This window comes from Pseudomonas sp. GW822-FHT03F08, assembly GCF_058801265.1.
In genome coordinates this window covers 116,591-131,006 of sequence record NZ_JBXANC010000011.1, presented here as the reverse complement: position 1 = coordinate 131,006, position 14,416 = coordinate 116,591, and the positions used below count along the sequence as shown (strand labels likewise).

The 14,416-nt window shown below is 59.1% G+C and carries 16 protein-coding genes; 10 read left to right on the top strand and 6 right to left on the bottom strand.

The window, feature by feature from the left end:
- Window positions 1-3 precede the first annotated feature (3 nt).
- The 3 genes from AC1RME_RS25270 to AC1RME_RS25260 form a co-directional block, all read right to left on the bottom strand.
- Window positions 4-1,575, bottom strand: coding sequence for a sensor domain-containing diguanylate cyclase (locus AC1RME_RS25270; protein WP_096822027.1), 1,572 nt, complete (start codon window positions 1,573-1,575; stop codon window positions 4-6).
- A gap of 184 nt (window positions 1,576-1,759) precedes the next feature.
- A complete protein-coding gene (locus AC1RME_RS25265) occupies window positions 1,760-2,221 on the bottom strand; it encodes a hypothetical protein (RefSeq protein ID WP_192558536.1) in 462 nt (153 codons plus the stop codon).
- Between the two features lie 152 nt (window positions 2,222-2,373).
- On the bottom strand, window positions 2,374-3,039 hold the full coding sequence (locus AC1RME_RS25260; protein ID WP_096822029.1) for a ribonuclease T2: 666 nt from the start codon (window positions 3,037-3,039) through the stop codon (window positions 2,374-2,376).
- A gap of 169 nt (window positions 3,040-3,208) precedes the next feature.
- Between AC1RME_RS25260 and AC1RME_RS25255 the strand changes: the two genes are divergently transcribed.
- A complete protein-coding gene (locus AC1RME_RS25255) occupies window positions 3,209-3,691 on the top strand; it encodes a hypothetical protein (RefSeq protein WP_096822030.1) in 483 nt (160 codons plus the stop codon).
- A gap of 6 nt (window positions 3,692-3,697) precedes the next feature.
- Here the strand turns inward: AC1RME_RS25255 and AC1RME_RS25250 are convergent, their stop codons facing one another.
- Window positions 3,698-4,552, bottom strand: a complete 855-nt coding sequence (locus AC1RME_RS25250; RefSeq protein ID WP_493091897.1) for a LysR substrate-binding domain-containing protein — start codon at window positions 4,550-4,552, stop codon at window positions 3,698-3,700.
- A gap of 101 nt (window positions 4,553-4,653) precedes the next feature.
- Between AC1RME_RS25250 and AC1RME_RS25245 the strand changes: the two genes are divergently transcribed.
- The 7 genes from AC1RME_RS25245 to pseH all read left to right on the top strand — a co-directional run bounded on the left by AC1RME_RS25245 (window position 4,654) and on the right by pseH (window position 10,896).
- Entirely contained in the window at window positions 4,654-5,301 is a 648-nt protein-coding gene (locus AC1RME_RS25245) for an FMN-dependent NADH-azoreductase (RefSeq protein ID WP_493091896.1), read from the top strand.
- A gap of 84 nt (window positions 5,302-5,385) precedes the next feature.
- Window positions 5,386-7,089: a copper resistance system multicopper oxidase gene (locus AC1RME_RS25240; RefSeq protein WP_493091895.1), complete on the top strand. Its 1,704-nt coding sequence runs from the start codon at window positions 5,386-5,388 to the stop codon at window positions 7,087-7,089.
- 11 nt (window positions 7,090-7,100) lie between these two features.
- Complete coding sequence (locus AC1RME_RS25235; protein WP_493091894.1) at window positions 7,101-7,958, top strand: copper resistance protein B; 858 nt, start codon at window positions 7,101-7,103, stop codon at window positions 7,956-7,958.
- Between the two features lie 54 nt (window positions 7,959-8,012).
- Window positions 8,013-8,387, top strand: a complete 375-nt coding sequence (gene copC, locus AC1RME_RS25230; protein WP_493073231.1) for a copper homeostasis periplasmic binding protein CopC — start codon at window positions 8,013-8,015, stop codon at window positions 8,385-8,387.
- A 3-nt stretch (window positions 8,388-8,390) separates the two neighbouring features.
- Window positions 8,391-9,254: a copper homeostasis membrane protein CopD gene (copD, locus tag AC1RME_RS25225; protein WP_493091893.1), complete on the top strand. Its 864-nt coding sequence runs from the start codon at window positions 8,391-8,393 to the stop codon at window positions 9,252-9,254.
- A 59-nt stretch (window positions 9,255-9,313) separates the two neighbouring features.
- The gene (locus AC1RME_RS25220; RefSeq protein ID WP_493066525.1) at window positions 9,314-10,099 is read left to right on the top strand and encodes a transporter substrate-binding domain-containing protein; all 786 of its coding nucleotides are present in this window, start codon (window positions 9,314-9,316) and stop codon (window positions 10,097-10,099) included.
- A 245-nt stretch (window positions 10,100-10,344) separates the two neighbouring features.
- The gene (gene pseH / locus AC1RME_RS25215) at window positions 10,345-10,896 is read left to right on the top strand and encodes a UDP-4-amino-4,6-dideoxy-N-acetyl-beta-L-altrosamine N-acetyltransferase (RefSeq protein WP_096822038.1); all 552 of its coding nucleotides are present in this window, start codon (window positions 10,345-10,347) and stop codon (window positions 10,894-10,896) included.
- A 42-nt stretch (window positions 10,897-10,938) separates the two neighbouring features.
- On the opposite strand, the gene AC1RME_RS25210 is transcribed toward pseH, so the two are convergent.
- Both AC1RME_RS25210 and AC1RME_RS25205 read right to left on the bottom strand, forming a co-directional pair.
- Complete coding sequence (locus AC1RME_RS25210) at window positions 10,939-11,154, bottom strand: hypothetical protein (protein ID WP_096822039.1); 216 nt, start codon at window positions 11,152-11,154, stop codon at window positions 10,939-10,941.
- A 211-nt stretch (window positions 11,155-11,365) separates the two neighbouring features.
- On the bottom strand, window positions 11,366-11,728 hold the full coding sequence (locus tag AC1RME_RS25205) for a DUF6124 family protein (RefSeq protein WP_096822040.1): 363 nt from the start codon (window positions 11,726-11,728) through the stop codon (window positions 11,366-11,368).
- Window positions 11,729-12,565: 837 nt separating this feature from the next.
- Here AC1RME_RS25205 and AC1RME_RS25200 point away from each other — a divergent pair.
- A complete protein-coding gene (locus tag AC1RME_RS25200) occupies window positions 12,566-12,997 on the top strand; it encodes a very short patch repair endonuclease (protein WP_493091892.1) in 432 nt (143 codons plus the stop codon).
- A 37-nt stretch (window positions 12,998-13,034) separates the two neighbouring features.
- Entirely contained in the window at window positions 13,035-14,414 is a 1,380-nt protein-coding gene (locus tag AC1RME_RS25195) for a DNA cytosine methyltransferase (protein WP_096822042.1), read from the top strand.
- Window positions 14,415-14,416 lie beyond the last annotated feature (2 nt).

The window sequence follows — 14,416 nt, the reverse complement described above, 5'->3', positions numbered from 1 at the left end:
CGATCAGCGGTCCGAACGCATCAACTCACCAATGCCGCCGTCCATCGACAACACCGCAGCGCGATTGCGACCAGCGTTCTTGGCTTGATACAGCGCCGCATCGGCACGCTGGATGAACAATTCCGGGCTGTCGTTGCCCAGCGGAATGAACGAATAGCAGCCCAGGCTCACGGTGAGATAACCGGTGGGCGAGCCGCTGTGGGTGATGTGTTTGTCCATGACGCTGCGGCGGATCTGCCCGGCAATCGCCAGCGCGCCGTTGATGTCGGTGTCCGGCAACAGCACCGCAAACTCTTCGCCGCCGTAGCGCACCGCCAGATCGGATTTGCGCTGGCAGCAGTTTTTCACCACCAGAGCGACCTGGGTCAGGCAATGATCGCCGGCCACATGGCCGTAGGCATCGTTGTAGCGCTTGAAGAAATCGATATCGAGCATGATCAGGCTGACCGGACTCGACTGCCGGGCGCCCCGGGCGAACTCAATCTCCAGCGATTGCTCAAACAGGCGCCGGTTGGCCAGCCCGGTCAGACTGTCGTGAGTGGCAATCAGCTCCAGCGCCCGCTGGGCCTTGAGCAGGTTTTTCTCGATCCGCTCGCCGTCACGCACCTGATGGATGAACACCCAGCCAAACAGCCCAACCCCAAGCATCACCAGCGCCACGATGACGCTGGACTGGAAAGCGCGGTCATGCCAGCCCTTGAGAATCGTGTCCCGCGAGGAAGAGGCAGACACCACCAGCGGATAACTTTCGAGCTGCCGATAACCGTAAAGTCGTGTGACCCCATCGACCACAGAATCGATCATCGCCGTACCGGCGGAGGCATTGGGGAGCAGCGTCTGATAGATCTCGCCCTTGGCCAGCGAGGTACCGATCAACGCATCGTCGAACGGCCGGCGCGCAAGCAAAGTGCCGTCGGTCAGTCCGAGGAACATGGTGCCGTTGTCATCCAGGCTGAAGCTTTTGAAGAACCGGTCGAAGTACGACATCTTGATGCCGGCCAGCAACACGCCCTGGAAATTGCCGGCGCGGTCGTTGACCCGTTTGGAGATCGGGATAATCCAATCACCGTTTTCACGGCTGCGGATCGCCGGGCCGATGTGCGCCACGGCCGACACGTTCTGTTGGTGAAACTTGAAGTACTCGCGATCCGCCACGCCGTTGCCTCGCGGCAGATCAGGGAATGAGGTGATCACCCACTGCCCTTCGCGATCGAACAGGAACATGCCGTGCAACTGCTCCAGTTGCTGCACCCGGCGCGCGAAGGTTCTCTGCAAACGCGGCTTCTGCGCCGCGCCATAGCCGTCTTCCTGAATCCAGTCGACCAGGCTGGTCATCACCAGATCAGCGGCCAGAAAGGTGTCTTCGGCCTGCTGCGCCATCGCCCGGGTCAGGTTGGCCGAGGACATCTGCGCATTCGCCAGGTCCTGCCGGCGCGACTGCTCGATCTGCAAATACAGCAGACCGGACAGGCACAGACACACCGCAACGATGAACAGCACCGCCGCCTTGCGCAGCGGCAAACGCTTGAGTGTGCCGCCGGGGGCCTGATGCGGATCGTGAATGGGGATAGGCAAAAGCGTGTCCTGGGCAGGTACGACAGGGGCAAAGGCCCGAAACCCTTGTTTTTTGTGAGCGTAGCCCACCGGATAGTGCGGGGCAACCAAGTGCCACCGAGACAATCCCGACCCCGTTGATATCGGCGCGCAGCGGAAATGGATGACCTGCGCGGCGATTTATTTTTCAGAACTCGCCATGCTCTTAATCCACCAATGACGGTTGGGTAGCAACCGAGACGGTAAAGGCCACGACAAACAGCACGACGAGCACCCAGAACATCACCACAAGTATCTGCATGACGACCTTCAGGTTTTTATAAAGCCAGCGCAACCAATGGCCTTCGGGTTTAGCTTCCGAGCGAGTTCTGAGTACACCGTTCAAATAAAAGCCGAGAAGGGCCAACAGTGCGCCATCAATGAACAGCGCAGGCAGGCCGGCTGAGGGGAAAATGCTTCCCCACCGATAAAATGACGACCGGCTCAGGAACACCACATAACACGTGAGGCTGCCGTAGGGGATGGCTCTCCACCATTTACCGGTCAGTGCTCCGGCCATCAGGCACATCATCACCATGAACGGGTTGAGGAGAATATGGATCATCCAATCCAGTACGTCGGGGAAGTAGCCTGGGGAATTGATGCTGCGCCAGATATATTCAAACATTGTTCAGTTTCTTGCCTTCTATGGAGTCGGTGGTGCTTCCGTGCCGCTGTACGGTATCGGCGTATCCTCGGATGACATAAGCCCTGTCGTGTAAACATAAAAAAACAGGCGCCTGAAAAGGCGCCTGTTTTTGTAGTCGGTTACCGCTCAGGTCAGCGCGACGGCGGAACCCGGATATCCCCCGCCCGGCACTGGGTTTTCACGCCCTTGCCGCAGGCGCCGAATTGCAGGTCCTTGCCCATGCACACCCGTACTTCCGAGAGTTCCGGGCCGCTGCAGATCACGGCAATGCCGTCTGCCGGGATGCCCGGATTGCTCTTGCGGAACAGGTCGGCGATTTCTTGCGCTTCGAAGTAATAAGAGTTGCTGAACGGTTGCAGCTCTTGCGGGATTGTCACCGCCGCCACGGCTTTATCCGCTTCGTCGAAATAGCCCATTGCCCCGAGACCGCTGCAGGTACCGTGCTTGCTCCATTCGTGATCGAGGAGTTTCTTCGTCGGGAACAGCGTCAGGCCCTTGGCGGTTTCGGCGGCCGACAGGTTGGTCAGCGGCGGGCAGGATTCCGGCCAGCCGCCCTTGGCGTATTGCGGCCACAGGCCATGCAGGACAAAACCGTAGCCCTTGCCGGTGCACTGAGGATCGTCCTTGTGAGTCAGGCAGAACGTCGGCGACCAGGACAGCGTCAGCAGGTAGTAATCGAACACCCCCGCCACTGATTCCGTGGGTGCCTTGTTGGCATGCGACTGACGCGCCGAACTCAGGCCGATGCTACCGACCGTCAGCGCAATCAGCGCCATAATTGTAAAAAGCTTTTTCATCTTCCCGTTCCTTGGGACGCTGGCGTCCATGGTTTTTGTGATCTGACCGTCAAGTGGTCAGGGGCTGATTGAGTCATGCCAGTGTTGCAAGCGCATGACGCAAGGCAAAGCTGTACTACGTTGAAAGGTCTACGATTAATAAGCAGACACCAAAAACAGGGATCCCGAAATGAGTAAAGCAGACGAACTCGCCGCGAAGCTCAAGCAAACCCGGCACACCCACGCGGACGACATCACCTGCGCCGAACTGGAAATCGATTGCTGGCCGGCGGTGGTCTACGACCTGTATCACCGCATCGAGGGCTGGTTGCAACCGGTCACCGAGGTGGGACTGAAGATTCGGCGAAATCCTACCCATGTTTGCGAAAGTTCGCCGGAAGGCGAGACGCACGACTACGCCATCGACCAATTGATCATCGAGGCCAACCATCACAGCCTGACCTTTGATCCCATCGCGCGGTTCACCGAGGACGGGGCCGGTCGCGTGCAGATCGTCCTGCCGGGCCGGGACACTTCCCTGCTGCGGACCGTCGACGAACACGGCGAGAGTCATTGGTGGTTGCAGACGATCGAGACCGGGCAACAACTGGATGCGATTGCCCTGACGGAAAACAACCTGCTGCTGGTGGTTCAGGAAGGTCTCGGGTTGTAGGACGCTTCACTCCCGTCGCGCCGAGCAATAGTCGACGATCACCCGGGAAACCGCTTCGATCATCTGTGGATCGGCATGACTCGCCGTGAACAGACGAAACTCCGCGTCCGGCAGCGTCGGCAAACCCAGCTCCACACCGAGCGCCGCCAGACCCTGCCCCAACTGGCTGGCGGCCATCGGTGCCACCGCGAACCCGGCCAACGCCGCAGCACGCAAGCCAGCGGTGCTGGTGCAGAGCATCGCGGTGCGCTGGGCAATGCCGGCCTGGGCCAAGCGGGTCAACGCGGCTTCGCGATACGGACAGGGTTCGGGGAACAGCGCCAGCGGCAACGGCGTCGGCAATTGGGCGACCGGTTGCGCCGACCACGCCCACACCAGCGGTTCCTGCCACAGCAACAACCCCGGCTCTCGGGTCTCGCACAGCGACCCGATGACCAACTCCAGATTGCCCTGCTTCATCTGGTTCAACAACGTACCGGGAATGTTGACCTGCACATCGATCTCCATGCCCGGATGCTGCGCCGCGCAGTCCTGCAGTGCCCGCAACAACCTTGGTTCGACAAAATCCTCCGACACGCCAATCCGCACCCGTCCCTGAAACGGCGTGCGCGTGAGCTGTGCCCAGGCGTCGCGATTCAGCGCCAGAATCGTGCGCGCATAGGCGATCAAGCGCTCGCCATCCGCCGTCAAATGCTGGGAGCGGGTCGTGCGTTTGAGCAACGGTTTGCCGATCTGCTCTTCCAGCCGTCGCAGATGACCGCTGACCGCCGATTGGGTCAGGTGCAGTTTTTCGGCGGCACGGCTGAAGCCGTCCTCGTCGACAACGGTGACAAAGGTCTTCAACAACAGGGCGTCGAACATAGTTGAATACGTGATCAATGGCCGATTTATTTACGATTTATAGTGAGAAGCCAGCTATGTTGCAATGCCTCGCCTTCCCTAACCGAATGTCGAGGCTCACCGTGACCACCCTCCTGCACATCGAATGCTCACCCCGCAAACAGCGCTCCGCGTCCATTGAAGTGGCGCACCGTTTCATTGAGCGCTATCAGCAAAATGATTCGCAGACCCAGGTTCGCACGCTCGATTTATGGAGCCTGCACCTGCCGGAGTTCGACGAGGACGCGATGAACGCCAAATACGCAGGCCTGAGTGGAACGCCGCTGACGCCGTCGCAACAATCGGCCTGGCAGACCCTCGAAGACCTCGCCGCCCACCTGCGCGGGGCCGATGTGCTGGTGTTCTCGGTGCCGCTGTGGAATTTCAGCATTCCCTACAAGCTCAAGCATTTCATCGACCTGGTGTCGCAGAAAGACATCCTCTTCAGCTTCGATCCGGAGCGCGGGTTGCGAGGTTTGCTGCAAGGCAAGAAAGCCGTCGTGGCCTATGCGCGGGGGATGGATTTTTCCGCGCAGTCGATCACGCCGGCCGAGCGTTTCGATTTTCAGAAACCGTACATGGAAGCGTGGCTGGAATTCATCGGCGTCAGCGATGTGCACGCGTTGATTGTCGAGAAAACGATCTTCGGTGAAGAGGTCGATCGCGATTCGCGGTTCGCCGCATCGCAACAAGCTCGGGATCTTGCGGACAACCTCAGCCGCCGAACCTGACACAACTGTAATCCGCGCCTCAGCCAACTGAAAGCCGGCGCTGGTTAGCCTCCCCGTCATTGGTCAAACGGGGACTTCCAGCGCATGCCTTCCACCACCTCAAGACGCACCTTTGTCAAAGGCCTGGCCGCCGGCGGTCTGCTCGGCGGCCTCGGTCTGTGGCGCACGCCAGTCTGGGCTTTGAACAGCCCCGATCAGGTAAATGAGCTCAGCGGCACCGACTTCGAGCTGTTCATCGGCGAAACCCCGGTCAACTTCACCGGCCAGCCGCGCACCGCGATGACCATCAACGGCGGCGTGCCCGGCCCGCTGCTGCGCTGGCGCGAAGGCGACACCGTGACCCTGCGGGTGCGCAACCGGCTCAAGGCCGACACCTCGATCCATTGGCACGGCATTCTGCTGCCGGCCAACATGGACGGCGTGCCGGGCCTGAGTTTTCACGGTATCGAACCGGGTGGCGTATACGTCTATCAATTCACGGTGCGCCAGCACGGCACCTACTGGTATCACAGCCATTCCGGGTTGCAGGAGCAGGCCGGCGTCTACGGGCCGCTGGTGATCGACGCCCGGGAGCCAGAGCCGTTCCACTACGACCGCGAACACGTGGTGATGCTCAGCGACTGGACCGACGAAGACCCGGCCGGCCTGATGAAAACCCTGAAAAAGCAGTCCGACTACTACAACTTCCACAAGCGCACCGTCGGCGATTTCATCCATGACGTCGGCGAAAAAGGCTGGGGCGCCACCGTCGCTGATCGCACGATGTGGGCGCAGATGAAGATGAATCCCACCGACATCGCCGATGTCAGCGGCGCCACGTACACCTTCCTGATGAACGGCCACGCACCGGATTCCAACTGGACGGGGCTGTTCCGGCCCGGTGAAAAGCTGCGTCTGCGGCTGATCAACGGTTCGGCCATGACTTACTTCGACGTGCGTATTCCCGGCTTGAAAATGACCGTGGTCGCCGCCGATGGCCTGCACGTCAAACCGGTGGCCGTCGATGAGTTGCGCATCGCCGTGGCGGAAACCTATGACGTGATCGTCGAGCCCGCTGCCGACGCCTACACCCTGTTCGCCCAGGCCATGGACCGCACCGGCTACGCCCGTGGCACCCTCGCCGCCCGCGCCGGGTTGTCGGCCCCGGTGCCGGCGCTGGACCCGCGCCCGCTGGTGACCATGGACGACATGGGCATGGGCGGCATGGATCATGGTTCGATGGACATGAGCGGCATGGACCACGCCAGCATGAACATGGGCCCGATGCAGTCGCACCCCGACAGCGAAAAGGACAATCCATTGGTGGACATGCAAGCCATGACCACCGCCCCGAAACTCGACGACCCCGGCCTCGGCCTGCGCAACAACGGGCGCCGCGTGCTGACCTACGCCGACCTGCGCAGCACCTTCGAAGACCCCGACGGCCGCGACCCGAGCCGCACCATCGAACTGCACCTCACCGGCCACATGGAGAAATTCGCCTGGTCGTTCAACGGCATCAAGTTCTCCGACGCCGAGCCCCTGCGTTTGAAGTACGGCGAGCGCATCCGCCTGGTGCTGGTCAACGACACGATGATGACCCACCCCATTCACCTGCACGGCATGTGGAGCGATCTGGAAGACGAAAACGGCGACTTCCAGGTGCGCAAACACACCATCGACATGCCCCCCGGCACCCGCCGCAGCTATCGCGTGACTGCCGATACACTGGGCCGCTGGGCCTTTCACTGTCATCTGCTTTATCACATGGAAATGGGCATGTTCCGTGAAGTGCGGGTGGAAGAATGAGGACGCCGACCATGACTCGATTTGCCGTGTTTTCGTTGTCACTCCTGACGCTGTCTTCGGCGTTCGCCGCCAGCGACATGCAGGGCATGGACCACAGCCAGATGGGCGATATGCAAAGCATGGACGACGGCATGATGCAGCCCGCCGCGCCAACTGAAAGCCGCACGCCGATCCCGAAGCTGACCGACGCCGACCGCGCCGCCGTGTTCACCAGTCACGGTGGCCACCAGGTGCACGACAGCACCCTCAACACTTACTTCCTCGCCGACAAACTCGAATGGCAGGACGCCGACGACGCCAGCACCCAGGCCTGGGACCTGTCCGGCTGGATCGGCGGCGACATCGATCGCCTCTGGCTGCGTTCCGAGGGTGAACGCAGCAACGGCAAGACCGAAAACGCGGAGATCCAGGCGCTGTGGGGCCACGCGATTTCGCCATGGTGGAACGTGGTCAGCGGCGTGCGCCAGGACTTCAAACCCGGCGCCCCGCAAACCTGGGCCGCGTTCGGTCTGCAAGGCATGGCGCTGTACAACTTCGAAGCCGAAGCCACGGCATTCATCGGCGAAAACGGCCAGAGCGCCGTACGGCTGGAGGGCGACTACGACATCCTGCTGACCAATCGCCTGATCCTGCAGCCGACCGCCGAACTCAACGTCTATGGCAAAAACGACCCGCAACGCGGCCTCGGCTCCGGTCTCTCGAACACCGAAGCCGGCTTGCGCTTGCGCTATGAAATCCGCCGCGAGTTTGCGCCGTACATCGGCGTGACCTGGAACCGCACCTACGGCAACACCGCCGATTACGCACGGGAAGAAGGCGAGGATCGCAGCGAAGCGCGACTCGTCCTCGGCGTGCGGCTGTGGTTCTGAATCCGTTTCATCCACCCCTGAAAACCACCGCCGAAGAGCGGTAAGAGGCCTCGCATGCGCATGATCAAGACAACCTTCATCCTCGCCACGGGATTGCTCTTGAGCACCCTGGCCCAGGCCCACCCGAAACTGCTGTCGTCGACCCCGGCCGAAGGCGCGGACGGCGCGCCACCGGAGAAAATCGAACTGCGTTTTTCCGAGAACCTGATGACCCAGTTCTCCGGCGCCAAACTGGTGATGACCGAAATGCCCGGCATGGCCCACTCGCCGATGCCGATGAAGGCCAAAGTCAGCGCCGGCAGCGACCCGAAAACCATGTTCATCACCCCGCTCTCGCCCTTGCCCGCCGGCACCTACAAGGTCGAATGGCGCGCGGTGTCGTCGGACACTCACCCGATCACCGGCAACGTCACGTTCAAAGTGAAGTGACCGATGGCCGACCTGATCAACATCCTCCTGCGGATGGCGTTGTACGTGGATTTGCTGCTGTTGTTCGGGGTGGCGTTGTTTGGGTTGTACAACGTTGACGCGACGCTGCGGTGTCGGCCGATGCTGCGCGGGATGGCGTTGATCGGGGCACTGCTGTCAGTGGCGGGCCTGGTGCTGATGACCCGCGCCATGAGCGGCGAAACGGAATTCGCGGCACTGTGGCCGCATCTGCAAATGATGCTGTTCGAAACCGATGTCGGGCTGGCGTGGGCGGTGCGGATGATTGCGCTGATCGTCGTGATGATCTGGCCGGGTGTGTGGCTGGCGTCGATAGCCGGTGCACTCGCCCTCGCCTCTCTGGCCTGGAGCGGGCACGGCGCGATGGATAACGCCTGGCATCTGCTCAGCGACATCCTGCACCTGCTCGCGGCGGGTGCGTGGATGGGCGCCATGCTGGCGTTGATCTTGATGTCGCGGCTCGACGCTCTGTTCAGCGAAGCGCGAATTCGTTCGCTGGCCGATGCCGTCAAACGTTTCGAAGGCGTGGGCGCGGCGATTGTGCTCATCCTTTCCGTGAGCGGCGTACTGAATTACCTGTTCATCGTCGGCCCGACACTGGACGATGTCTTGCTCCGCACCTACGGGATGCTGCTGGCGATCAAGGTTGTGCTGTTTGCCGGCATGCTGGTTTTAGCGGCGCTGAACCGCTTTCACCTCGGGCCGTTGCTGGAGCAATCGTTGCGCGCGGGGCAACATCAGGTGGCGGCCAATGCTCTACGCCGCAGCGTGTTATTTGAGCTGGTTATTGCGCTGTTGATTGTAGGGTTGGTGGCGTGGCTGGGAACGCTCGGGCCGGACGCGGGATGACACCCGGCAAACCCTTTCACTACACTGGCCCGCACTCCCACTGCACAAGCCCGATCTCCATGACAATTCGAAAAAACACGATGATCCTCTGCGGTTTGCTGGCGCTGGCCAGCACCGCCCATGCGCAAGAGCCAGTCTCACACCTGGACACCATCCAGCAACAAGGCCAGTTGCGCGTCTGCACCACCGGCGACTACAAACCCTACACCTTCAAACGCGCGGACGGCGGTTTCGAAGGCATCGACATCGCCATGGCGCAGTCCCTGGCCGACAGCCTCGGCGTGAAGATCGAGTGGGTGCAGACCACCTGGAAAACCCTGATGCCGGACATGCAGGCCGGCAAGTGCGACATCGGCATGGGCGGCATTTCGGTAACGCTGGAGCGGCAGAAAAAGGCCTACTTCAGCAACACCCTCGACGTCGACGGCAAGATCCCGCTGGTACGTTGCGCCGACCAGTCCAAGTACCAGACCATCGACCAGATCAACCAGCCAAATGTGCGCCTGGTCGAACCCGCCGGCGGCACCAACGAAGCCTTCGTCCACGCCTTCCTGCCCAAGGCGCAACTGGCCTTGCACGACAACGTGACGATCTTCGAACAACTGCTCGACAACAAGGCTGATGTGATGATCACCGACGCATCCGAAGCGCGGTATCAACAGAAACAGAAACCCGGTCTCTGCGCGGTCAACCCGGAGCAATTCATGCAGTACGGGGAAAAGGCCTATTTGCTGCCACGTGATGACATGAGCTGGAAGCTGTATGTCGATCAGTGGCTGCACCTGAGCAAGGTGACCGGGAAGTATCAGAAGGTCATTGGCGAGTGGCTGGCAGGGCCGCAGTGAGTCTTTCAGGACGAAATACGTAAAACGAAAAAGGGCGCCTCCATAGGCGCCCTTTTTTATGAGCAAAACACTGACGCCGTTCAATAACGCCTTGAAACATTTGGTGTTTATTTCGCGATTGCTCTCGAAAAAACAAAACGCCCAAATCCCACCCTCCCAGGCGCCTGCCTGGAAACACAACATGAAACATCAACGATCGACCCCGCGGGTTCAGCTTCAAGCACCCGCGCGACAAGGAAAGCACCATGCAGTTTGTCCCCCTCACCGAGGCCAACCCCGCCATCCAGGCCCACGTCCGCACCCTTCGAAACCAGGAAGACGTGCGCAAATACATGTACACCTCCCATGAAATCAGCGACCAGGAACATGCGAACTGGCTGACCTCCCTCAAAGGCAATTCGCGCCAGCAAGTGTTTGTCGTGCTCAAGGAAGAGCGCGCGGTTGGCGTTGTTTCACTCAATGCAATCAACACCGTACAGAAGACGGCTGATTGGGCGTTTTACCTCGACGTTCAACTACAAGGCAAAGGCCTGGGCAGCGTGGTCGAGTTCTGGATGCTGGATTACGCATTTGCCGAAGCGGGGCTGGAAAAGCTCAATTGCGAAGTGCTGGCGAGCAATCCGGCGGTGGTGAAAATGCATCAGAAGTTCGGATTTGAGCTGGAGGGCGTCAGACGGCAGAACATCCTCAAGGACGGCGAGCGTATTGATGTGGTGCTGCTGGGGATTACCAAGGCTGAGTGGCTGGCCAAGCGGCCTGCATTGCAGAAAGTTATCGAGCGCATCGGCGCGATCTAGGCCATACAAAAAAGGGCGCCCTCGATGGGCGCCCTTTTCTATTCAGTCGTCATGCAACATGCCGGAGCTGTACTGGTTGAGACTGGCACCAATACCGGTGCCGCCGAACTTCAGCGTATTGGCGCTGGCGCGCCCTTCCGGCGACTGGCAATCCGAAGAAAAACAACTGGTGGTGGTCAACCCACCGGAGCCCGAACAGGCACTCAATACCGAGACAGCTGCAGCGATCAACAGCACTTTGACGACATTGGCACGCATGGTGGGGCTCCCTTGGGATCAAACGCGAAATAGCACGACCTTATGCCTGCATCGTAGGCGCTTGCTTGGGGTGGGAAGATGAAACTTTCGTGTTTGACAGCTTGGGTTCAGGCGGGCCGTCCATGGGATGCCCAGACCGGCCCCTTACCCGGGAACTCTGACTGCCCTTCCGTGGCAACAACCAACGTTTTCGCCACGGAAGGGCTGTCGATTACGTCTTGATTTCGACGTTATCCAACGCCTGATTCACAGCGAGCCCCGCGACCATCACCACTTGCGCGATACCCAGCGCGGTTTTGCGGTGGCCGGGTTCCAGGATGGCGGCAAAGTTGTTGAGCATTTCGGCGATGGAGCTGAGGGACTCGCTGGCGTTGGCCAATAGCGATTCACTGTCGTAAGCCGAGTTGGCCAGGAACATGGGGTCGTGCTTGTGGTGACTGCCCATGATGCGTTGCTGCGGAGTGAGGTAATGGTCGAGGGCGCGTTCGGCGGCTTCGTTGAGGGTTCTGGAATCTGGGAATTTGTAGGGGGAGACTGGATCGGTTTCTGGTGGGTTGGGTGTTGGTTTGAACATAGTGAAACTCCCGACAGTTAAAAGTTAGGAGCCATCACCTTCGCTACCAAACGAAAGGCGGAGGCCATACGCAGGTTGGTAGACCGGCCGTCAGGAACACCGGCGCATCCGAAGACGCCCTGCGCATGACCACCATAGAACGGAGACGATGAAAGCCCCCGCAAGACAGTAGTCCTGTGCATCTGACGGAATCCGGGCTACCAAACCCGATCACTGGATTTCAGTGACCCAGAAACGATAAGACCCGCGTCCTAGACGCACAAGCCGGCGGATTCTGTCTTAGGTGTAGGGGGTGGCGCAAGGATGTGTAGGGTTTGGATGACGAAAGAATGAATAATTTAAACTAGTGAGAATTTAGGTTTAAACAGTCCTAGTTTTTTGGCTTGCAAGGCACCGTCTCTACGTCGGCGTTTCATACTGACCAATGATGGATCGAATCGATTATCGTAAACTATCGTTATTTTCATATCGATAGGAAATAAATATTCCTTGCTATAGCAATTTTTTAGCAAAGACAATAGAGCAGGTTTTCCCCGTTTCTCGTTTAGCGACAGAGTCCGTCCAATACGGGACATACCAGAATGGCACTCTGGTAGGGAACCGAGCATTGCTCCATTGCATGCTCAGTCCGAGAGTGCGATTGAAGTGGCAACATCGACTGCCCAGCACGGCACACTCAACTCGCCAGGCACTTGACTAAAAATCCTTTACAAAGAAATTTGCCGGATGTGACCGCTGTAGCCCACTGGCGGTAGCTGAGCTAAATTGCTCTCACCGAAGACGCTCAAGCGCGATCTGTGACGCGAACAGCCGTCCGCCCTTTGCACCAGCACCGAAATGGACCGCCTGTTAGAATGTCGCATGGACCGCATTTCCATAGAAGAGCGGAGCAGACAAATGTCGCTCGTTCGCTCCAAGGACACCAAACCAGAGCTATTCGTACGGAAACTATTGTTTTCCTTGAAGTTTCGCTATCGGCTTCATGCTAAGGACCTTCCCGGCAGACCTGATTTGGTGTTCCGTTCGCAGAAAAAAGCGATTTTCGTCCATGGCTGCTTTTGGCATCGACACGCCGGCTGCAGCAAAGCGACGACGCCATCGAGCAGAACCGAATACTGGTTGCCGAAGTTTGCTAGGACCCTGGAGCGCGACCAGGAGAACGTGGAAAGGCTTTATACGATGGGTTGGCAAGCCCTCGTCGTGTGGGAGTGCGAGCTGAAAAATATGGACGTTCTTACCGCTAGGCTAAGAGCGTTTCTGAATGATTGAAAAGGCCCGAAGCCTTCTTGGGATGAGACTGCATTAAATGAAATACACGCTTGCCGAGTTCTTTTGTGGTTGCGGGGGCACGTCTCGCGGCTTTACCCGCTCGGGTCGATTCAATGTTGTGCTTGGCAACGACGTGAAGGCTGAGGCGCTTAGAACCTTCGCCTACAATCACCGAAACGATGACGTTCCCCCCGTCACCATTCGCGAAGACATTCGCACGCTAGAGATTTCGCAAATCCATAAGGCCATGAAGGAGCGAGGTGTTCAACCGGGTGATTTAGACTGCATGATTGGCGGCCCGCCTTGCCAAGGTTTCTCCCAAATGCGGCGAGTCGAGCACCGAGAAAAGGGAAAAATCGTTAAATTCAGCGGTTACAGTAAACTGGCCCATGACCCGCGCAACGACCTCGTCTTGCGTTACCTGGAAGTTGCCGAAGCGCTGCGCCCAAAGTTTCTGGTCATTGAAAACGTTCCGCAGATGCTAAACCACGGCTTTGAAGGCAGACTGGGCAAGCTCTCCGAAATTGTCATTGAAATGCTGGAAAAAGACCTTGGCTACAAGGTGGAAGTCGCAGTACTGAATGCTGCCGATTATGGCGTTCCCCAATTGCGCGAGCGCGCCATTTTCATCGCCAGCTCCATTGGCGCCGCATCTCTGCCCCCCGCGACACACGCCGACCCTTCCAAACCGCATTTGCTGGCACAGGGCCGCTTGCCGTGGGTAACTGTCGGCGATGCTATCCGCGACCTACCATCACCGTCTGACAAAGCGGATGAGATCGGTGGCATGGGGCTGGATCTTTATGCTGGCCCTCCGAGCGCATATGCCGCGGCCATGCGTACGTCGTCCACCTTTCCCTATAACCACGTCACCCGCTCCTACAAGCAGGCGATACTGGATATCATCAGGGAAATGCGCCCTGGGCAGACATGGGACGCCGAGAGCAAACGCATGCGCGCTGACTATGAAATCGCCATTGCGAAACTCGCGAGTGAACAAGGGGTTGCCAGCGAGGTTGCTCGCGATCTGCTAGAAAAGTCCGGCCAGCTTAATCCTGTCTTCTACAAGGATTATTACTGGAGCGCATACACTCGATTGGCGTGGGATGCGCCGGCGCTAACCATTACGGCCAACGCAAACTTCCTTGGCTCCGGCCGCTTTTCTCATCCGGAAGCGCTCCGTGGCATCACCATGCGCGAAGCTGCTCGGCTTCAATCCTTCGATGACGATTTCCGCTTCATCACTTCCGACAATGAGCACTTGGACAGCGCTCGCATGGGAGTCGGCATGGACATGATCGGCGAGGCTGTCCCGCCGGGCTTGGCACAAGCCATTGCAAAACACTTGGCAACTCAGCTCGACGCACACCGTGCGGGACTTCGAAAGCAAGCACAAGAAAAAATCGTCAACGCCTAAAA